This window comes from Acinetobacter sp. GXMZU3951, assembly GCF_054457875.1.
In genome coordinates, this window is the sequence record NZ_JBTLFO010000001.1 from 152,843 (window position 1) to 173,813 (window position 20,971).

The 20,971-nt window shown below is 40.7% G+C and carries 20 protein-coding genes; 10 read left to right on the top strand and 10 right to left on the bottom strand.

Features of this window, described 5'->3' with window-relative positions; translation table 11 throughout:
* Positions 1 to 47 precede the first annotated feature (47 nt).
* Positions 48 to 815, bottom strand: a complete 768-nt coding sequence (gene surE / locus ACX17N_RS00700; RefSeq protein ID WP_458890672.1) for a 5'/3'-nucleotidase SurE — start codon at positions 813 to 815, stop codon at positions 48 to 50.
* Between the two features lie 108 nt (positions 816 to 923).
* Between surE and ACX17N_RS00705 the strand changes: the two genes are divergently transcribed.
* The 4 genes from ACX17N_RS00705 (at position 924) to ACX17N_RS00720 (ending at position 3,765) form a co-directional block, all read left to right on the top strand.
* Complete coding sequence (locus ACX17N_RS00705; RefSeq protein WP_458890673.1) at positions 924 to 1,298, top strand: MCR_0457 family protein; 375 nt, start codon at positions 924 to 926, stop codon at positions 1,296 to 1,298.
* A gap of 176 nt (positions 1,299 to 1,474) precedes the next feature.
* Positions 1,475 to 1,858 (top strand): MCR_0457 family protein, encoded by a 384-nt coding sequence (locus ACX17N_RS00710; protein WP_458890674.1) that lies wholly within the window; start codon positions 1,475 to 1,477, stop codon positions 1,856 to 1,858.
* Between the two features lie 118 nt (positions 1,859 to 1,976).
* Positions 1,977 to 3,125, top strand: coding sequence for a D-alanyl-D-alanine carboxypeptidase PBP5/6 (gene dacC, locus ACX17N_RS00715; RefSeq protein WP_458890675.1), 1,149 nt, complete (start codon positions 1,977 to 1,979; stop codon positions 3,123 to 3,125).
* Positions 3,126 to 3,225: 100 nt separating this feature from the next.
* The gene (locus ACX17N_RS00720; protein ID WP_458891107.1) at positions 3,226 to 3,765 is read left to right on the top strand and encodes a gamma carbonic anhydrase family protein; all 540 of its coding nucleotides are present in this window, start codon (positions 3,226 to 3,228) and stop codon (positions 3,763 to 3,765) included.
* 176 nt (positions 3,766 to 3,941) lie between these two features.
* Here the strand turns inward: ACX17N_RS00720 and acuI are convergent, their stop codons facing one another.
* The gene (acuI, locus tag ACX17N_RS00725) at positions 3,942 to 4,919 is read right to left on the bottom strand and encodes an acrylyl-CoA reductase (NADPH) (RefSeq protein WP_458890676.1); all 978 of its coding nucleotides are present in this window, start codon (positions 4,917 to 4,919) and stop codon (positions 3,942 to 3,944) included.
* Between the two features lie 81 nt (positions 4,920 to 5,000).
* The gene (locus ACX17N_RS00730) at positions 5,001 to 5,645 is read right to left on the bottom strand and encodes a TetR/AcrR family transcriptional regulator (RefSeq protein WP_458890677.1); all 645 of its coding nucleotides are present in this window, start codon (positions 5,643 to 5,645) and stop codon (positions 5,001 to 5,003) included.
* A 414-nt stretch (positions 5,646 to 6,059) separates the two neighbouring features.
* Between ACX17N_RS00730 and ACX17N_RS00735 the strand changes: the two genes are divergently transcribed.
* The 5 genes from ACX17N_RS00735 (at position 6,060) to ACX17N_RS00755 (ending at position 10,593) form a co-directional block, all read left to right on the top strand.
* Entirely contained in the window at positions 6,060 to 6,545 is a 486-nt protein-coding gene (locus tag ACX17N_RS00735) for an NUDIX hydrolase (RefSeq protein WP_458890678.1), read from the top strand.
* Positions 6,546 to 6,549: 4 nt separating this feature from the next.
* Positions 6,550 to 7,683, top strand: a complete 1,134-nt coding sequence (gene mnmA, locus ACX17N_RS00740; protein ID WP_458890679.1) for a tRNA 2-thiouridine(34) synthase MnmA — start codon at positions 6,550 to 6,552, stop codon at positions 7,681 to 7,683.
* 14 nt (positions 7,684 to 7,697) lie between these two features.
* Positions 7,698 to 8,429 (top strand): high frequency lysogenization protein HflD, encoded by a 732-nt coding sequence (hflD, locus tag ACX17N_RS00745; protein WP_458890680.1) that lies wholly within the window; start codon positions 7,698 to 7,700, stop codon positions 8,427 to 8,429.
* A gap of 57 nt (positions 8,430 to 8,486) precedes the next feature.
* Complete coding sequence (gene purB / locus ACX17N_RS00750; protein WP_458890681.1) at positions 8,487 to 9,875, top strand: adenylosuccinate lyase; 1,389 nt, start codon at positions 8,487 to 8,489, stop codon at positions 9,873 to 9,875.
* Between the two features lie 79 nt (positions 9,876 to 9,954).
* Positions 9,955 to 10,593: a DUF2238 domain-containing protein gene (locus ACX17N_RS00755; protein ID WP_458890682.1), complete on the top strand. Its 639-nt coding sequence runs from the start codon at positions 9,955 to 9,957 to the stop codon at positions 10,591 to 10,593.
* Between the two features lie 90 nt (positions 10,594 to 10,683).
* Here the strand turns inward: ACX17N_RS00755 and sohB are convergent, their stop codons facing one another.
* The 7 genes from sohB to ACX17N_RS00790 all read right to left on the bottom strand — a co-directional run bounded on the left by sohB (position 10,684) and on the right by ACX17N_RS00790 (position 20,353).
* Positions 10,684 to 11,646, bottom strand: coding sequence for a protease SohB (gene sohB / locus ACX17N_RS00760; RefSeq protein ID WP_458890683.1), 963 nt, complete (start codon positions 11,644 to 11,646; stop codon positions 10,684 to 10,686).
* A gap of 195 nt (positions 11,647 to 11,841) precedes the next feature.
* Entirely contained in the window at positions 11,842 to 12,753 is a 912-nt protein-coding gene (gene pstB, locus ACX17N_RS00765) for a phosphate ABC transporter ATP-binding protein PstB (protein WP_458890684.1), read from the bottom strand.
* 13 nt (positions 12,754 to 12,766) lie between these two features.
* Positions 12,767 to 14,158 (bottom strand): phosphate ABC transporter permease PstA, encoded by a 1,392-nt coding sequence (gene pstA / locus ACX17N_RS00770; RefSeq protein ID WP_458890685.1) that lies wholly within the window; start codon positions 14,156 to 14,158, stop codon positions 12,767 to 12,769.
* Positions 14,155 to 15,534, bottom strand: a complete 1,380-nt coding sequence (pstC, locus tag ACX17N_RS00775; RefSeq protein WP_458890686.1) for a phosphate ABC transporter permease subunit PstC — start codon at positions 15,532 to 15,534, stop codon at positions 14,155 to 14,157. The genes pstA and pstC overlap by 4 nt, the downstream gene beginning before the upstream one ends.
* Before the next feature lie 99 nt (positions 15,535 to 15,633).
* Positions 15,634 to 16,659 (bottom strand): substrate-binding domain-containing protein, encoded by a 1,026-nt coding sequence (locus ACX17N_RS00780; RefSeq protein WP_458890687.1) that lies wholly within the window; start codon positions 16,657 to 16,659, stop codon positions 15,634 to 15,636.
* Positions 16,660 to 17,112: 453 nt separating this feature from the next.
* Positions 17,113 to 18,492: an amino acid permease gene (locus ACX17N_RS00785; protein ID WP_458890688.1), complete on the bottom strand. Its 1,380-nt coding sequence runs from the start codon at positions 18,490 to 18,492 to the stop codon at positions 17,113 to 17,115.
* A gap of 136 nt (positions 18,493 to 18,628) precedes the next feature.
* Entirely contained in the window at positions 18,629 to 20,353 is a 1,725-nt protein-coding gene (locus tag ACX17N_RS00790) for an alpha-keto acid decarboxylase family protein (RefSeq protein WP_458890689.1), read from the bottom strand.
* 132 nt (positions 20,354 to 20,485) lie between these two features.
* Between ACX17N_RS00790 and ACX17N_RS00795 the strand changes: the two genes are divergently transcribed.
* Positions 20,486 to 20,971, top strand: coding sequence for an Lrp/AsnC family transcriptional regulator (locus ACX17N_RS00795; protein WP_458890690.1), 486 nt, complete (start codon positions 20,486 to 20,488; stop codon positions 20,969 to 20,971).

Below are 20,971 nucleotides of genomic sequence, written 5' to 3' on the forward strand. Positions count from 1 at the left end.
TCCGCATTCACGGACTTTTTCACAAAGTTACAACATTTACAAGGCTTTTAGCGGTACTGTTCATGCAAACTGTGTAAGATTTCATAATTGGTCGCATCCATCTGGATGGGAGTAATACTGACAAAACCGTTGGCCACTGCGAAAAAGTCAGATTCTATACCCATCAAGCCTTGTTTAGGCTCTGCAACGGCTTCCCCCGATAATCCAATCCAATAGACTTGATGCCCGCGCGGATCCACATGACTGGTAATTGGTTTGGATTGATGACGACGGCCTTGATAGGTAATTTTCTGTCCCTGCAATTCTGTAACGTCAGGAATATTAATATTAAGAATATGCCGTGGTGGTAATTCAGGTAACCCAGCCTGAATAAAATCGTGCACCCATTGTGCCGCTACCGCATAATCTTCAGGCTGCTCATAACTGCGCACATTACTGCCAGCCAACGAGACGGCTATGGCTGGTTGTTTCATAAGTCGCCCTTCAAATGCTGCCCCCACCGTACCTGAATATAGGACGTCATCACCTAAGTTTGCACCACTATTAATGCCACTCACAACCAGATCAAATTCAAAATCAAACAAGCCATTCATCGACAAATAGACACAATCCGCTGGCGTGCCATTTACGGCCCAGACATCAGGTGCAATCGAAATTGGTCGTAAGGGACGATCCAAAGTCAAGGCACTGGAAAACCCACTGCGCTCACTCTCAGGTGCCACGATAACCACATGACCTAAAGGTTTTAGCGCACGCGCCAAAGCTTGAATCCCTGGTGCAAAAACACCATCATCATTTGCAATCAGAATATTCACAAAAAAACACGCCTTTTAAAAAAGTGACTGACTAGAACATTTCATTGAATTATATGTGAAATTATATATATTAACGCGCAATATCAATCATTAAATGAGTGTCTTACAATGATTAAAAATGTATCACTTCGTCGTTTTATGGGGTTAAGCTGCGCGATTATTTTTGCTCAAGCTGTCAATGCTACCGAAGGCTTAACTCAGGAAGAAGCCAATACCATGGTGAAAGAAGACATTGCATCAACTCAAGTGATGGCAGAAGTTTGCCCTGCCCTTATTGGTAAAAATGCCAAACTCGACAGTAACGTAAATACCCTCACTCAAATGTATTTAAAAGAACATTCTGATGCAGCGATGACCTTAGACAAACTACAGTCAGATGCTGAATACCAATCAATTTTGCAAGAAACGCGTAAAGCCGCGCATGAAACCAGCAAAGAAGAACAACAAGCAGTCTGTATGGATGTTGTTGAATATCAAGCTTAATTAAGTACATGATCTACGAATGGCTTCTACATGCAGGCATTCGTAGATTGAGGTAGAAAAGTATCATTTATAACTTATTCATCATTTCAACCATTTATATACATTTATCCCCTTCCATTTCTTTGCAATCGGTTTAACCTTAGCGCAAATAGATTTACTTTTTGAGTTTATTGGTTATGCAATTAAAAGCTTTAAAAATGGCTTCATTGGCCTTGTTAACAACACTTACTTTTTCATTCAGCCACGCAGAAGAAAGCAAAGATGAAAATATTGAAGTCACCCTCAATCAAACTGTGACACAGCAAGAGCTTGCTGCCATTTATGTACTTTCAGAAATTTGCCCAAGCTTAGTCGAAAATAAAGACGGCTTTGAACAAGGCTATGCCAAGTTAGTGCAAGAGCATATGCCTGAAGAAAAAAATGCCGTGGATGCCCTTGCCAAACTTAGCCAAGCAAAAACATTTAAACCGATTTTGGCTGAAGCAAAATTAGATGCCCAAAATGCAGGCAATGATAAAAACCAAGAAATCTGTCAAGAATTAACCAGCTATAGCAATTGAAACAAATTGGTTACAATACTTTTGCAATAAGCCGATTTCACTGGTGGAAGTCGGCTATGCTTTACCCTAGAATGCTAGGTTCTTTCTGCTTATATCAAGATATTGGAACCCGCTAGAAATGATCCGTAAAAGCGCCCTTGCTGCAACATTACTATTACCAAGTTTCTCTTTCGCAGCAACTGTCTTATCTACGCCGCCAGAACTCAATAATAAATCTTATGTTTTGATGGACTATGAGACGGGGCAAATCCTCGCAGCAAAAAATGAAAATGAAAAGTTAGCACCTGCTTCAATGACAAAAATGATGACCAGTTACATCATTGAACAAAAACTGTTGAAGGGCGAGCTGACTGAAGATGAAAAAGTCCGCATGAACGAATCTGCATGGTGTCGTGGCAGTAGTACCGAATCATGTATGTATGTTCCTCTTAATGGCACAGCAACAGCATTAGAAATGTTACGTGGCATTATCATTCAATCGGGTAACGATGCATCTAAAGCAATGGCAGAACACATTGCAGGTAATGAGGGCACTTTCGCTTACATGATGAATGAAGAAGCGAAACGTATGGGGATGAGCAATACGCATTTCATCAACTCAACGGGTATGCCTGCAGATGGTCACTACTCAACTGCAAAAGATATGGCGACACTCGCGCAACATATTATTCACGACAGTTCAAAATACTATCCAATTTATTCTGAAAAAGAATTTACCTTTAATGGAATTAAACAAGGCAACCGTAATGCCCTGCTTTATACTGATCCAAGCGTAGATGGTTTAAAAACCGGTCACACTGAAGAAGCAGGTTACTGCTTAACCACTTCATCTAAACGTGGTCCAATGCGCTTAATTTCTGTGATTTTTGGTGCGCCAACAATTCAGGAACGTGCATCACAAACACGTAGCTTATTGGCTTGGGGCTATGCAAACTTTGAAACTGTAAAAGTACAACCTGCCAACCAAGTTTTAGCCAAAGCAAAAGTCTATTTTGGTAAAGAAAATGAAGTTCAAATTGGACTTGCAGAAAACTTCAATGTAACTATGCCTAAAGGCAAAGCTGATGCCATCAAAACCCAATTAGTTGTGCAGCCTAAACTCACAGCACCTCTACAAAAAGGTCAAGTGGTGGGTAAATATGTTGCAAGCTTAGACGGCAAGGTAATTTCTGAAAAGCCATTAGTCGCGTTACAGTCAGTTGAAGAAGCTGGTTTCTTCGCACGTTTACTCGACCATATTAAACAATTCTTCGCTAACTTATTTTAAGACTTGATTGCTTAAACTAAAGTTAAAGCATTCGTATGCAAATACGAGTGCTTTTTTCTTTTATACTCTAGGGTAAATTGCTGAATGATGCTGTATGAATATGAAAAAAAATATCCGCCCTTATCTTGATAGCAAACCCAAAATTGATGCCTCTTGCTATGTTGATGATGCATCGATTGTGATTGGAGATGTGGTACTGGCTGATCATGTTTCAGTTTGGCCCTTTGCTGTGATTCGTGGAGACGTGAACAGCATTAAAATTGGCAAACACAGTAACGTACAAGACCACTGCATGCTGCATGTCAGCCATAAAAATGATGCTAAGCCGAATGGCTCTCCCCTTATTATTGGTGAAGATGTCACCATTGGGCATCATGTCACTTTACATGGCTGTACTATTGGCAATCGAGTTTTGGTCGGAATCAAGAGTATCGTTTTAGACGATGTGATTATCGAAGATGATGTCATGATTGGTGCTGGCAGTCTTGTTCCACCGCGTAAACGTCTAGAAAGTGGTTATCTCTATGTTGGCAGTCCAGTACAGCAGGTACGTCCATTAACGGATAAAGAAAAAGAGTTTCTAACTTATTCTGCGCGCCATTATGTGAAAGTGGCGAATAATTACCGAGAGCAAGATTAATTAAAAAGCCCCATAGTTTGGGGCTTTTTAAATTATTAAAGATGCACCATTATGTTTAACAGTGATGGCTCTAGAAGACTAAACTAATACAACTAATGCTCCTTTAGCACAAAACGTAATCATATTCATCCGTCAGTCTTATTCATCAATACGCCCTTATGAATGAATTTTTCAGATTATAATTTTACAACTACTCGACCTCTAATTTTCCCATCTAAAATATCATTTGAAATATTTATAGCATCCGTTAACTGAATTTCAGTCGTTACTGTTTCCAATTTTGTTTGATCTAATTCGGCGGCCAAACGCTGCCAAGCTTCTGTTCTTAATTCGATCGGCGCCATCACACTATCAATGCCATATAACGTGATTCCTCTCAAAATAAATGGAGCAACTGTAGCAGGAAAATCCATGCCACCAGCTAAACCACACGCAGCAACAGCTCCTCGATATTTGGTTCCAGCACATGCATTGGCCAAAGTATGGCTACCGACAGTATCAATTACACCTGCCCAAACTTCTTTGCTTAATGGCTTACCTGATGAAGCTAATTCAGCACGATCAATAATTTCACTCGCACCCAAATAGGTTAAATATTCTGATTCTTGAGGTCGACCTGTTGAAGCGGTTATCTCATAACCTAGATGCTTCAAAAGCATAATTGCGATACTACCCACGCCACCATTTGCACCCGTCACTAAAATTTTTCCATCATTCAGCTTAATACCGTGCTTTTGCAAAGCCATGACACACAGCATCGCGGTATAACCTGCTGTACCAATGATCATCGTATCCTTAAAAGAAAAGGCTGAAGGTTTTCTGATAAGCCAATCACCTGAAACAGTGACTTGTTCAGCCAGTCCTCCAGAATACTTTTCACCCATGCCCCAGCCATTCAACACAACCTCATCGCCCTCTGTCCATGCTGGATGTCTTGATTCAATCACTACGCCTGAGAAATCGATGCCTGGGGTCAACGGAAAACTACGTACCACTGGAGCACGCCCTGTAATGGCTAAAGCATCTTTATAATTTAATGTTGAATACTTTACCTCGACTCTAACCTCTCCTTCTTGTAAAGGTTTTGCAGCAATCTCTGTAATTTTTGAGCTGTAACCCGCATCATCTTTAGTGATTTCAATACCCTTGTACATAGAACTTCCTCTTCATTTAATTAGACTACTTGTCTAGAATTAAGTAAAAAATAAATGCATACATCTGCATTCATTTTTTACTTAATTTTTAACCCGATTTAGCTGTTCTACACTGACAGCAAACAAGCGATAAAATGCATCTAAAGGACTGGCAGATTTGACCAAGCGCGCTCTCAGTACCGCACCTTCCCATCCAATCCAAAACTGATAAGCCGCTTCATCACACTTAATAACGCTATATTGTGAATCTGACTGATACAAACAATCAGAAACCAATTTCTCCCATACCTTAAAGATACTTTCGATTCGGGCGATAATCTCAGGCGGCAAGTACGCAACTTCTTGGCCTAAGTTGCCTAAAATACAACCTCGTTTAAAGTCGTATTTTTGCAGTTTTTCACCCGCATCTTTTACAAAATTTTGTAGCCTTTCCAATGGAGAAAGTTCTGGTTGGCTTAAAAACTGCTTTAATCGCTTCACAAAATAAAGTTCATAAGCGTACAAGACTTCTAAAATAAAAGCCTCTTTATTTGCAAAATAATGATAGAAAGACCCTTTAGGAACTTGAACTGATTTCATCAGATCATCCAAGCTCATGGCATTCATACCACGTTCTGTCAGCAACTCGATCCCTCTGCGGATTAACACATCTTTCGTGTCTGCATAGTTCCCACCATGTTTGGTTGGTCTACCACGAGGTCGTTTCGGTAAGGAAGAATAATTCATACTCAATAAAATAGACTAAGCATCTAGAAATAGCAATAGCGTTAAATTCGAATAATTTTTCTAGCAGATGTGAATTTCACAAGTATAACGCTAGCCACTTTTCCAAGAATCTAAAACTTCCCACTCAACATATTTAGTATATAAAATCAATATGATACATCCAAAAAAGAGGATTAAATTTAACTCCCTAAAATCTTTCAAAAATACGACTCATGATTTTTACAGATTGGCATGGCATTTATTTATCGAATACCTGTTGACTCAAACCAATGCATCAATCTATGAGCATCTAGGGCATAAAGCTTCATAATTTAAACAACAGAGAATGGATTAGCTCGAAGAAAACTCCCCATCAACATAGCCATCCCCCCCTAAATTTTGTAGAATACTCCTTTTATTCCATGGTAGTTTTTTATGACCGCTTGGGCGCCTCATGTTACCGTCGCTACTGTCGTTGAAAAAGACGGAAAGTTCCTCTTTGTTGAAGAACACAGTGAAGGGATCACACATACCGTGTTTAACCAGCCTGCTGGACATGTGGAATGTGGTGAAAGCATTATTCAGGCGGCTGTGCGTGAAACCATGGAAGAAACAGGTCATGCGGTTGAAGTCGATGCTTTATTGGGCATTTACACCTATACCCCGCCCATGTTTCCAGACCGCACTTATTTTAGATTTTGTTTTTTAGCACATGTCTTAGAATATTTTCCTGAAGCTGAACTTGATCAAGGCATTATTGGTCCCAAATGGATGAGTTTAGACGAACTTCAAGAAACAGCTCGCGCTCGAAGCCCTTTAGTCATTAAAGCCGTGAAAGATGCGCTGGCAGGTCGAAAATACCCTTTATCGCTCATCTATGAGCACCAAAACTCTCCTTTAATTTCTAATCTGGATGCTTAATCCTATGCAACAACGTGTCATCGTCGGTATGTCTGGTGGTGTAGACTCTTCTGTATCTGCCGCACTTCTTCTTCAACAAGGATATCAAGTTGAAGGACTTTTCATGAAAAACTGGGAAGAAGATGATGGCACTGAATACTGCACCGCCATGGAAGATCTGGCTGATGCACAAGCCGTTTGCGATAAAATCGGGATTAAGTTACATACCGCCAATTTTGCTATGGAATATTGGGATCGTGTGTTTGAACACTTCCTTGCTGAATATGCCGCGGGTCGTACGCCTAACCCAGATATCCTGTGTAATAAAGAAATTAAATTCCGCGCCTTCCTCGACCATGCCGTAAATTTAGGTGCCGACTTTATTGCCACAGGTCATTATTGCCGTCGTGGTGAAACCATGACCAACTCTCGTGGTGAGGAATATGCACCTTTACTCCGTGGTTTAGATAAGAATAAAGATCAAACCTACTTTTTACATGCGGTTCATGGCCGTGAAATTAACAAGACCTTATTCCCTGTCGGTGAAATTGAAAAGCCCGAAGTACGTCGCATTGCAGAACAGCTCGGTTTAGCGACTGCCAAGAAAAAAGATTCAACAGGTATCTGTTTTATTGGCGAACGTCGTTTTAATGACTTCTTGAAACAATATTTACCTGCACAACCTGGAAAAATTGTTCTGGATAATGGCAAAGAGGTTGGTGAACATCACGGCTTAATGTACTATACGCTCGGTCAGCGTGGCGGTATTGGCATTGGTGGTATGAAAGGTGCTGAAGAAGGTGCTTGGTTCGTATTACACAAAGATATTGAGCATAATCGTCTTGTGGTCGGTCAAGGTCATGAGCATCCATTGATGCACAGCACCGTACTTTGGAGCGAATCGATTGACTGGGTTGCAGGTGAACAAGAGATTCCTGCGACAGGTTTCCGCTGTACAGCAAAGACGCGTTATCGCCAACCCGATCAAGCTTGCGTATTATATAAAGATGACACGATGCCGAATGGCGTTCGCGTCGAATTTGATGAGTCACAGCGTGCTGTCACGCCAGGTCAAAGTGTTGTGTTCTATCTTGATGATGTATGTTTAGGTGGTGGTGTGATTCACCATACCAATGCCCCTAAACCTGATTTTATTTAAAAGGATTGTTCGGTATGGTTGAGTTACCGTTTCAACAGCCTCAAACGCTTAGTCAACGCCAAAATAGAGCGTTGGCTTTAGCGGCTGTATTTCAGGCAACGCAACTCACCCATATGACCGCTATTTCTGGACGACAGAGCATCGGAGATAGCGGAAACTTCTATTTAGAGCAGCTGATCAAAGCCAGCTTAAATATTCGTCCCACGTCCAATCAGTCTTGCCAAACTCTAGATTTTTTCAATCAACTTGCAGATATTTCATTAGGACTAAAGACACTCGAAAGCAGCATTACCCAGCCTTTCAATCCCGCACCAAAATCTCGTTTACCCAAACTGTCCAACACGAAACTTCCAATGTCTTATGCCATGGCATTACTACAACTCGAGAAGAAAGTGTATAGCAATCCTAAATTCGTTGAAATCATTGAAAAATCACAACAAAAAATTCTGAAACAACTCTCATTTTTTGACAATAACTACAGCCATCCCAGCATTATTGCCAATCTTGCGCAGACCTATGTTGAAACCGCAGGTCAAATCAATCCGCGCATTATGGTTCGCGGTAATGCAGAAGCATTTAAAGATGCTGGACACACCAATCGAATTCGTGCTGCCTTATTTACGGGTCTACAAATGGCACATTTGTGGCGTCAATTAGGCGGCAACTCTTGGGGCATGATCTTTAGCAAGCGTAAATTGCTCCAAGATATTCAAGATCTCGCTCGTTTGCAGTATCAGGTGGTCTAACCGGATGCTGTACGAAATTTTCGTTTTACGTTTTATTCCAAAGTTTAAGGAATCACCATGAACGCTTTAACTGCACTTTCTCCATTAGATGGACGTTACGCTAGCAAATGTGACGCACTCCGTCCTTTCCTCTCTGAGTTTGGTTTAATCCATGCTCGTGTGACTGTTGAAGTGCGTTGGTTGCAAGCGCTTGCGAACCACCCAGAGATTGTTGAAGTTCCAGCTTTTACTGCTGAAACTAATGCAGCTTTAGATGCTATCGTTGCTGAGTTCTCTGAAGATGATGCAAACCGCATTAAAGACATTGAACGTACCACCAACCACGATGTAAAAGCAGTTGAGTATTTCTTAAAAGAAAAAATTGCCAATATTGATGAACTTAAAAATGCGGGTGAATTCATTCACTTTGCATGTACTTCAGAAGATATTAACAACTTGTCTCACGCCTTAATGTTAAAAAATGGTCGTGATGTACTGATTGCTTCTATGCAACAAATCATTGACTCAATTGTTGTTTTGGCAGAAAAACATGCTGAACAACCAATGCTTTCTCGTACCCATGGTCAAACTGCAAGCCCAACCACTTTGGGTAAAGAAATGGCGAATGTGGCGTATCGTTTAGCACGTCAAATCAAGCAGTTCCAAAACGTTGAATTGCTTGGCAAAATCAATGGTGCTGTGGGTAACTACAACGCCCACTTGTCTGCTTACCCGGACATCAACTGGCCTGCGCATTCACAAGCATTTGTTGAATCTTTAGGTTTAGACTTCAACCCGTACACCACTCAAATTGAGCCACATGACTACATGGCGGAACTTTTTGATGCTTTACGTCGTTTCAATACGATTCTGATCGATTTTAACCGTGACGTATGGGGTTACATCTCTTTAGGTTTCTTCAAACAAAAATTGAAAGAAGGCGAAGTGGGTTCTTCAACGATGCCACATAAAGTTAACCCAATTGACTTCGAAAACTCTGAAGGTAACTTAGGTATTGCCAACGCAGTATTGGCGCACTTAGGTGAAAAACTTCCTATTTCTCGCTGGCAGCGTGACTTAACTGACTCAACTGTGCTTCGTAACATGGGTGTTGGTTTTGCACAAAGCTTAATCGCTTTTGAAGCTTGCTTAAAAGGTATTGGTAAACTTGAACTGAATGCTGCACGTATTCTTGAAGACCTAGACAACGCTCAAGAAGTATTAGCTGAACCAATTCAAACCGTTATGCGTCGCTATAACGTTGAAAAACCATACGAAAAATTGAAAGCCCTTACTCGTGGTCAAGCAATGACACGTGACATGATGGTGGACTTTGTCAATGGAACAGAACTTGAAGCTGTGCCTGCTGCTGACCGTGCGCGTTTGGCTGAAATGACACCTGCTAGCTACACGGGTAATGCTGCTGAACAAGCTAAACAAATTAAAGAATTAATTGCTAAAATCTAATTAGCTGTTAATTTGAAAAGCGAGGCTACGGCTTCGCTTTTTTTATGCCCTATGTTTATGTACTGACGAAAATAACAGCATGATAGAGTATCAACTTCACCTTAAACATTATATTTGCTTAGCCATTGTTGTATTGGCGATTGGCATTGCCAGTATTGATCCACTGGAATTTGAATCTTATTTACTGCATCAAGTTGGCACAGTATTAATGCTCATCACTTTATTGCTGGCCCTCTACAAAATCGGCTTAACCTTTATTACTTATGTTTTGTATTTGGCTTTTTTACTGATTCATATTCTTGCTGCACACTATCTTTACTCCTATGTGCCGTATAATGAGTGGCTAATTCAGCAGTTCCAGTTTGATTTAAATCAAACCATGGGATGGACGCGCAATATGTATGATCGTGCCGTGCATTTATTTTATGGTTTATTCCTCTACCCTTTTTTCTATCGCCTTCTTCAAGTTTGGCTACCAACACTGAAGCCTTATGTATATTTTCTTTTAGTGATCCAATTTGTCATGGCAAGTAGTTTAATCTATGAATGGATTGAATGGCTGATTGCTATGGGACTCTCCCCAGAAGATGCCGAAAACTACAACGGGCAACAAGGTGACATGTGGGATGCACATAAAGATATGTTTCTGGCGACAATCGGGGCGATTATCTATGGGATTGGACAACTACTCCTCTCCGACCATTCGGATGATACCTAATTGATTAGACCACTCAAGATAATTTGCTCTGTCGAGAGCACTAAAAAAGGTGCCTATAACAGCACCTTTTTTTTAAAGGAAAGTATCTATTTAAAGCTTTGGATCACGCATTTGCACCAAGTTACTATTTGCACTAGATAAGCTTTCCATCACCTTATTCATCACCACAGGCACAATCGAATCTACAATTTGCGCAGCTTGTAGGCCAATTTTCTCGCCCAAAGTCGGTTTGCGACGGGTTTGAATTACATAGACATCATGTTGCGGTAATAAGCCCAGTAAATACTCATCCGAGGTTTGTAGCTTATCCACCAAATTCAAATCCAAGGCATCACGACCATACCAGTGTTCGCCTGTAGCCACTTTCTCCATATTGAGTTGTGGACGATATTTTTCGACAAAATGCTTAAACAGCTCATGTGTCTGTTGCAATTCTTCTTCAAATTTGGCTTTACCTTCAGGCGTATTTTCACCAAACATGGTCACCGTGCGTTTGAACTGCCCAGCGGTGTACAATTCAAAATCGACGTGGTGTTCCTTCAATAAACGATTAAAGTTTGGCACTTGTGCCACAACGCCAATAGAGCCAACCACAGCGAATGGTGCAGAAATAATTTCACTGGCAATACAAGCCATCATATAACCCCCACTGGCAGCGACTTTATCTACACAGATGGTTAAATGAAAGCCTGCATCACGTAGACGAACCAATTGGGCTGCCGCCAAGCCATAGCCATGCACCATACCACCAGGGCTTTCTAGACGTACCACCACACGATCACGCCCCGCTTTCGCCGTTGCTAAAATCAGGGTAATTTCTTCACGAATATTATCGACAGCAGAAGCTGCGGTATCCCCTTTAAAGTCCAATACATAAACTTTTTGATTATTTTTTTTGCGCACGCGGGCTTCTTTAGCAAGCTGCTGGCTCAATTGCAATAATTCTAATTTAGAAGCTGTGGTTTGCGCGATTTTTTTTCTTTGTTCATTTACGCGTGCATTTAAGTGACTAACTCGTATTTCCGCAGGCAACTTAGGCAATTGAAATAACATATGTAAGTAATTCTCAATTTTGTTTAGACTGACTATAAGATGGGGCTTTTATTCCGAAAATTCAATATGGATTTTGCAAGAATATCGCAATATTCAATCGGCAAAAAATACAGTGCAATTGATTGTATATATCCACCTCACGCTGGAATAAAAAAACCGCAAATTTAAATTTGCGGTTTTGCTGTTTTTCTTCACTTAACCAAAGCGACCGGTAATATAAGCTTCTGTCAGCTGATGATCAGGTTGAGTAAAGACTTTTTCTGTCGAGTTCACTTCAATGAGATCACCTAAATGGAAGTAAGCGGTACGATCAGAAACACGTGCGGCTTGCTGCATGGAGTGCGTAACAATCGCAATCGTATACTGATTCGAAAGTTCTGAAATTAATTCTTCTACTTTTGCAGTCGCAATTGGATCGAGTGCCGAACACGGTTCATCCATCAGAATAACTTCTGGGCTTACCGCAATGGTACGCGCAATACACAAACGTTGTTGCTGACCACCTGACAAACCTGTACCCGGTTGGTTCAATCGGTCTTTAACTTCATCCCAAAGACCAGCTTTACGCAAACTATTTTCTACAATTTCTTCTAAATCATATTTGTCACGCGCCAAACCATGTAACTTTGGCCCATACGCCACATTATCAAAAATTGATTTAGGGAATGGGTTTGGTTTTTGGAATACCATACCAACTTGGGCACGTAACAACACCACGTCTAAATTTGGATCGTAAATGTCTTGATTATCAAGCATCACTTTACCCGTGACACGACAAGAATCGATCGTGTCATTCATGCGGTTTAAAGTACGCAAGAAGGTTGATTTACCACAACCTGATGGTCCAATGAATGCAATCACTTCATTTTGGTAGATTTCTAAATCGATCCCTTTAATCGCTTCAGCTTCACCATAATAGACATGGACATCAGAAGTACTCAGTTTAACTTGAGCCGTTTGACTTTCTTTTTTTGCAGATGCTTGCGTATCAAACTGAGAAATAAATGATGTTTGACGCTTTTGATCAGCTTCAGAAGATGTAAATTGTTGCTGTTCTGGATTCACTGATGTGTCCTGCTCTAAAGAGTTATTTACTACAGTATTCATATATTGCCCTCAATTACCAGCGGACTTCAAATTTCTTACGTAACCAAATTGCTAGACTGTTTAAACCAATCATAAGTGCAAGGAGTACGATAATGGCTGCCGCAGTACGTCCTTCAAAGAAGTTACGTAATTCATTACCCTGCCATAAATAAACTTGTACAGGTAATGCCGTGGCTTGATCTAATGGTGTACTTGGAATACTGGCAACAAAGGCACTCATACCAATCAACAATAACGGTGCAGTTTCACCTAATGCATGCGCTACACCAATAATTGAACCCGTCATAATCCCTGGTAAAGCCAAAGGTAAAACATGATGGAATACGGTTTGAATACGAGATGCACCTAAACCTAATGCAGCTTGACGAATTGATGGTGGCACTGCTTTTAATGAAGCTCGCGTGGTAATGATTACTGTTGGTAAAGTCATTAAACTGAGTACCAAACCACCCACCAATGGTGCAGAAAGTGGTAATTGCATCCAACCAATAAAGATCGCTGCACCTAACAAACCAAACACAATGGAAGGAACTGCCGCCAGGTTGTTAATATTGACTTCAATAATGTCCGTAAGCACATTCTTTGGTGCAAACTCTTCAAGATAGATTGCAGAAGCCACACCAATTGGAATTGAAATGAAGATCACGATTAACATCATGAACAAGGAGCCCATAAACGCACCAGCCAAACCAGAGGTAGCTGGCGCACTTCTTGAATCTGGATTAGTGAAAATATTGGTATTGAACGTATTTTCAATAATTCCTTTGGCTTCCATAGAATCAGCCAACTGACGAACTTCAGGACTTAATTGCTGTTGGTCATCTGGAAGATCTCGATCAATATTCCCAGCTAGCCATACATCCACATTTGCTTCGGTCAGAATTTTAATTTCTTCAGTTTTACCCACCAAAGATGGATTAGCAAACACCATATCACGTAAACGGTAAGATTCTGAATCAGTATAAATACTGGTCAGTTCGTCACGTTGAGCTGCCAGAGACGGATCTTGTTTGATCATGCCATTCACGATGAGTGCATCCCAATCCACCATCCCCATTTCAGTTTGCCAAGCGACATAACGCTCTTGAAACTGTGCTGGAGACTCTCCTGCACGTTGTACAGGTTTTGGCCCAGCATTAATGATGCTAGGATCAAAATAGACTGGAACAGAAATACTGGTTTGCCAAAAAGCCGGTAAACCTTTTGCCAAAATGCTGCCGAACAATAAAACCACGAAGAACAAGCCAGAGATTACTGCTGTCAAGCCGAAAATCCGGAAGGTTTTTTCCTTGCGATGACGCTTAGCCAATGAGTTTTCAATAATCTTTTTACGTTTTTCACGCAATTCAGCCGCAGCTTGTGAATCAAATGATTGATCCATAGGAGAGGAATTCGATGTGCTCATTCGTATTGCTCGCGATATTTACGCACGATGTACAGTGCAATAATGTTCAAACCCAAAGTGATTACAAATAAAGTCAGACCCAGTGCAAAGGCAACCAATGCTTGAGGGCTAGCGAAATCTGTATCCCCTGTTAATTGCTTCACAATCGTTACTGTCACTGTTGATACGGCTTCGAGTGGATTGGCATGAAGCAATGGGCTGTTTCCTGCCGCAAGTACCACAATCATGGTTTCACCCACAGCACGCGACACGGCTAGCAAAAAAGCTCCAGTGATCCCAGGTAAAGCTGCTGGTAAAACTACCTGACGAATCGTTTCCGACTTGGTCGCACCTAATCCTAATGAACCGTCGCGTAATGCACGAGGCACTTGAGTAATAATGTCATCTGATAGTGAGGATACGAATGGAATAATCATGATACCCATCACGAATCCAGCCGTCAGCGCACTGGTCGCATTGATATTGATGCCGACTTGTTCACCAAGCATTCTAAAAAATGGACCAATGATCATCATCGCAAATACACCATAAACAATGGTTGGAATACCTGCGAGTACTTCAATGGCTGGTTTAGCCCAAGAGCGGAAGCCTGAAGATGCATATTCAGCCAAGTAAATGGCAATCATAAGACCTAAAGGTACAGCAACCAGTAGTGCAATACCACTGACCATCAAGGTTCCCCAAATTAATGGGAGCAAACCATAACTACCTTCTGCATTGCCTGAAGTACTAAACCCTGGGTTCCATTCGGTACCAAAGAAGAAATCCATTGGACTGACAAAACGGAAGAAATGCATGGCTTCAGTAAACATCGACATGACAATACCAACCGTTGTCAGAATTGCCACACCCGAACACAATGCCAAACCGATATTAATGATTTTTTCTACTTGGTTACGAGCACGATACTGCCCTTGTACATGTCTTTTTGCCCAGACCAAACCGGCTAAAGCGGCAGAAATTACCACGGCTAATTTTGCAAAAGAACCAATACTTTCAACTTTTGCCAATTGTTGTGCAGCCGCAATTTCATATGGAGCAGCTTGATCACTCACGCCAAAACCTGATGCAATTGCTTGTACACGATCTAGAAGTACTTCAACACCTGCAGCGTCTAAACCACTCAACACATTTGCAGGAACATTGTTCATCACAATGTGACGCAGAATATTTGGCTCAACAATATTCCAAACAATCAAAATTAAAAAAGCAGGGATACCACACCACAGCGCAACCAATGCCCCATAATAACCTGGGCGCGAATGCAACATTGCTGAGTTATTTCCCTTACCTGCTAAGTTACGACTTTTTGCGAGACCAATTTGGTAGGCTATCGCAATTAACGCCAGTAACACGCCTATAAGTAGCAGATTCATGTATTCTCCACCGTTTTTTCAATTTTCATTCTTTGAAAAAACTCACTAAGTACAAAAAGCCAATGGTGGGAGATCCCACCATTTGCCTAATTCACCGAATTACTTAACCGCTTTGCCTGCTTTAAAATCAGCAAGGATTTTTGCACGCTCTTTGTCTGACATAGAGATCAAGCCTGCTTTTTCCAATTTAGAGCCTTTACCAGATACTTTCTTGCTTAAGAAATATTCTGTGTATTGCTGTAAGCCTTTGATTGACTGAAGGTGCTCACCTTTCACGTAGAAGAACAATGGACGTGAAACTGGGTACGAACCATTCAAAATTGTTTTCTCAGAAGGTGCAACGTTGTTTACTGTTGCAACGCGTAACTTGTCACGATTTTGATCATAGAAACCTAAACCGAATACACCGACTGCATTTGGAGAAGTTTTCAAACGCGCCAATGTTTCAGTATAGTCACCCGCAATTTCAATAACTTTACCGTCTTTACGGAAAGTTGAGCATGCTTTCTTCTGAGCATCTTTATCTAACTTCTTGAAGTAATCGTAAGCTTCGCAACCCGCTTCAACCATTTTCTCTTGGAACACTTCACGTGTACCGTGGTTAGATGCTGGAATCACTAAAGTGATTGCTTCGTTTGGAAGTGATTTATCAATTTGATTCCAACGTGTATATGGGTTTGGCACCAATTTACCATTTGATGGTAATTTTTCAGCCAAAGCAGCGAATACATGGTATGGCTTTAATTTATAAGCCGCTTTGTTTGAATTCGATGCAAATACAATACCGTCATAACCAATTTTGATTTCTTGAATCTTGTTTACGCCCGCTTTTTTACACGCTGCTAATTCAGAATCTTTAATTTTACGAGAGGCATTTGCAACATCAATTGTATTGTCGCCCACACCCGCACAGAATTGCTTTAAACCGCCAGAAGTACCACCAGAACCCACTACTGGAGTTTTGTATTGTGGGAAGGTATTACCAAACTCTTCTGCTACGATACTTGCATATGGAAGTACTGTAGAAGAACCCGCAATTTGGATTGTGTCACGTGCTGCATTTGCAGTTGTGGTTACAACTGCCCCTGTTACTGCCAATGCAAGTGCGATGTGGTTTAAGCGCATGCTCATCTCTCTTAATATGTATGCAATTTGGAGTACGCCACTTTTTTTATTCAGTTTTGTACTTTTTTCGATATGTGCATTTTGATTTTAAAATATGACAAATAAGTTACAGCAATATGACGCTTTTATGATATTTGATGCTTGAGTGATGATTTATTTAAAATTCTTTTAAATTCAGTATGTAACATTAATTATAATCTTACTTTTATTATTTCATTCCAATATGTAAAGTGTAACAATTCATCTGAATGTCATTTTTTAATGCTTATTTGCGCTGCATCAATTGAATTTTGAAGCATTCCACATTCTTCTTAGTGAAATGTTTATGACATCTCAATCCATCACGCTAGACTGCACATGACAACTCCAGCATCTCAAATGCGAGCTTGTTAAAGATAAAAAAGGATTGCTCAACTTTCGTCGAGCAATCCCTGCATGAGTCGCAATCTGTTATCAGTTTGATTGCACTTCTGGCAAGACCTCTATTTTCTTACGATATTTGAAGAAATACATCAATGCCAAAACAGCCATCCAGATTGGACCTAAAATCACGGCCAGTCGCATGTCAGGAGTTAAGAACATGATAATTAAAATAAAGCAGACAAAACCAATGGTGAGATAGTTACTCCAAGGTGTCCAAATACTTTGGAATTTGGTAAGACGCTTTTGTAATTTCATGGCTTTGTTAAATTTCAGATGGGTCACTGAAATCATCAACCAGTTAATAACCAAGGCTGCAACAACCAACATCATGAAGAGCTGAAAAGCTTGCCCAGGAATCAAGTAATTCACCAAAACACAGATGGCTGTAATAGATGCCGAAACAATTGCTGCTGGCATTGGGATACCACGAGCATTTACTTTTTTCAAAAATGCAGGGGCATTACCTTGTTCGGCTAAGCCGTGTAACATACGACTATTACAATAAATACAACTGTTGTATACCGAGATCGCGGCAATCAGCACCACAAAGTTCAAGACATTTGCTACACCATTACTATTCAATGACTGGAAAATGAGTACGAATGGGCTACCACCTTCTGCCACCATATTCCATGGAAATAGACACAGCAAAATACCAATGGCCCCGATATAAAAAATCAAAATACGGTAAACAATCTGATTCACTGCTTTAGGGATGGTCGTTTCAGGATTTTTGGTTTCTGCCGCAGTAATACCAATCAGCTCTAAGCCACCAAACGCGAACATAATCACCGCAAGCGCCATGACAAATCCGTGAATACCATGTGGGAAAAAGCCACCATGTTGCCATAAATTGGCAATACCCGCTTGCGGACCTGCATTACCTGAAAATAAAAGATAAGCACCAAAGCCGATCATACTTAAGATGGCAACAATCTTAATACAGGAGAAGACAAATTCAGTTTCACCAAAGAATCGCACATTCACTAAGTTAATGGCATTAATTAAAATAAAGAAAAATAATGCCGTTAGCCATGTTGGAATTTCCGGCCACCAAAACTGAATAAACGTACCAATGGCACTCAATTCAGCCATACTGACCAGTACATAGAGCACCCAGTAATTCCAACCCGACATGAATCCAGCCATTTTACCCCAGTATTTATTGGCAAAATAACTAAATGAGCCACTCACAGGCTCTTCAACCACCATTTCGCCCAATTGGCGCATGATTAAAAAGGCTATAATCCCGGCAATGGCATACCCCAATAAAATTGATGGTCCAGCCAGTTTAATCGTTTGTGAAAGACCTAAAAATAAACCGGTTCCGATAGCACCGCCCAGTGCAATAAGTTGAATATGCCGGTTGGATAGTCCTTGTTTCAGTACATGCTGATTATTTTCATCCATAATCTAATCTCCGATGTTGTGTGACGTCCTGTACACTTTTTTGCAGCAGCCTACCCGAAGTACAATAATCGCACCTCGGGCATAAGCTGACCTAAATATTATTCCTATTTTTAGAGAAGACCGTCCTGTCCTCTATTCAGAATGAGCTAACATTCTGACAAGCAACTGGTTGAGTACGCTCCTTTAACAAATCAAACGCTCGATCTCCATAATCAAAACGTGCAATCACTTCAGCAAATTTTTTCAAACTGGCTGGAGCATCCATTGCAGGGAGTTTGAGTTCTACAAAGGTTAAACCCTGATTTTGCTCTACATTGTCTAAAACTGTTTTGAGTTGACCCACTGTTTCTACCACATAAGTGCTATGGTCTTGTCCCCCATTAAACACACTAGGAATCGCAGTATAATTCCAATTTTGAATATCGTTATAGGCTGCATTTTCTCCCATAATCAGGCGTTCAATGGTATAACCACCGTTATTGAGCAAGAAAATGATGGGCTTTAAACCATGGCGAATAATGGTCGACAATTCTTGTACGGTCAATTGGAATGAACCATCACCAATGAATAAAATTTGGCGACGCTCTGGTGCAGCCAGTGAACTGCCCAATAACGCAGGCAAGGTATAACCGATTGAACCCCAAAGTGGCTGGGAAATATATTTGGCCGTTGCAGGCAGCTTTAAGCCCGATAATGCTGAATTTGATGTGCCAACTTCACCAATAATCACATCATCTTCTTTCAAAAAGCCCGCTATAGACTGCCAAAGTACATCTTGGCTCAGTTTTTGTTGCTCTGGAACGTCCTTGACACTGCTGTGTAATGGTTTTTCTACAACTGAACTAGGTGCTTTACGTGCAGCAACTTTTTTATTTAATTCAACCAGTAGTTGACCAATTTCAATACCCGGATAGTCTTGTCCAAAAATATTCAAGCCATAGGGTTTAATTTCAATGTAGTTTTCAGTGGCAATTTTATGGGTAAATACTGCTGTACCAACATCGGTAAAACGCACCCCAACCCCGATTAAGCAATCTGATTGCTCAATCGTATTTTTTACATGCGCTTGGCTTGCCCCACCCACATAAGTCCCCACATAGCGTGCTGAACCTTCATCCATAATATTTTTGGCAGTCGACATACTGGCAAATGGAATTGAACATTTTTGCGATAAATCATTCAGCAAAGAAGTTACACCAAATACCGAAGCTTCATTATCAATTAATAAAGCTGGTTTTTTAGCACGTGCAAGCACTTCACATAAGCGACTCACAGCACTTTGCAGCACATCAGGATCAACGGATGGATAACTTAAATCTAGTGGTTGTTCATCCACTTCAATTTTGACATGCGTAATATCTGAAGCTAACTGGATGTGCACAGGACGACGGTCTAGGAAACACTGTCGTAGCACTCGATCAATTTCAAATGCTGCATTTGCTGGTGTTAAACGGGTTTGTGCAACCGTGAACTCTTTCATACAGTTCATAATGTTGTCATAGTTGCCATCCACTAGAGTGTGGTGTACCAGAATTCCCTTTTGTACCGCATGCAAGGGTGGAATCCCTGAAATATGAACCAATGGCACATTCTCGGCATAAGCGCCTGCAATACCATTAATGGCACTTAAATCACCCACACCATAGGTCGTCGCCAATGCAGCAAAACCATTGATGCGTGCATAACCATCTGCAGCATAGGCTGCATTCAGTTCATTACAGTTTCCAATAAATTCGAGTTCTGAATCCGCTTCGACTTGTTCGAGATAAGATAGGTTAAAATCACCAGGGACACCAAAAAGATGCTGGATTCCCATTTGCTTTAAACGTAAATTTAAAAACTCACCGATTTCTATAAACATTGCTCTATCCTTTGAGACAAATTTTTATTACTTAGAAAAATAATATTTCATTTACGTGCTAAATTTCGTGCATAATGGAAACGGATTCGAATAAAAATACAAGATTTGTGTATCACAAAAGGATTTTATGCAATGGATAAGTTTGACTGGCAAATCATACAGGCACTACAAAAAAATGGTCGACTCACCAATCAGGAGATTGGAGATCAAATCGGCTTATCGGCATCACAGTGCTCAAGAAGACGACAATTGCTTGAACAAAAAGGTGTGATATTGGGATATGCGGCAAGAATCCAGCAACAGGCGCTCGGATTTGAGGTCACCGCCATGATCCATATCAATCTCAGAACTCACGAAGCCAAGTCGCAACAGGCTTTTCAAGAGTTAATCGAGGCCGAAGACAATATTCAAGATGCTTTTTCCATCAGTGGCGATGCAGATTTTATTCTTAAAGTCGTTGCTGAGAATTTGGAGCAGCTTTCTCATTTTGTCACTGAACGTTTACTTACTTATAGTTTTATTGGTCATATTAAATCTTACATTGTTCTGAAAAAAATTAAGGAACAGAATCATTTTATGATTAAAAACAAAAACTATAATTTCCCGCATGCCAGTTAA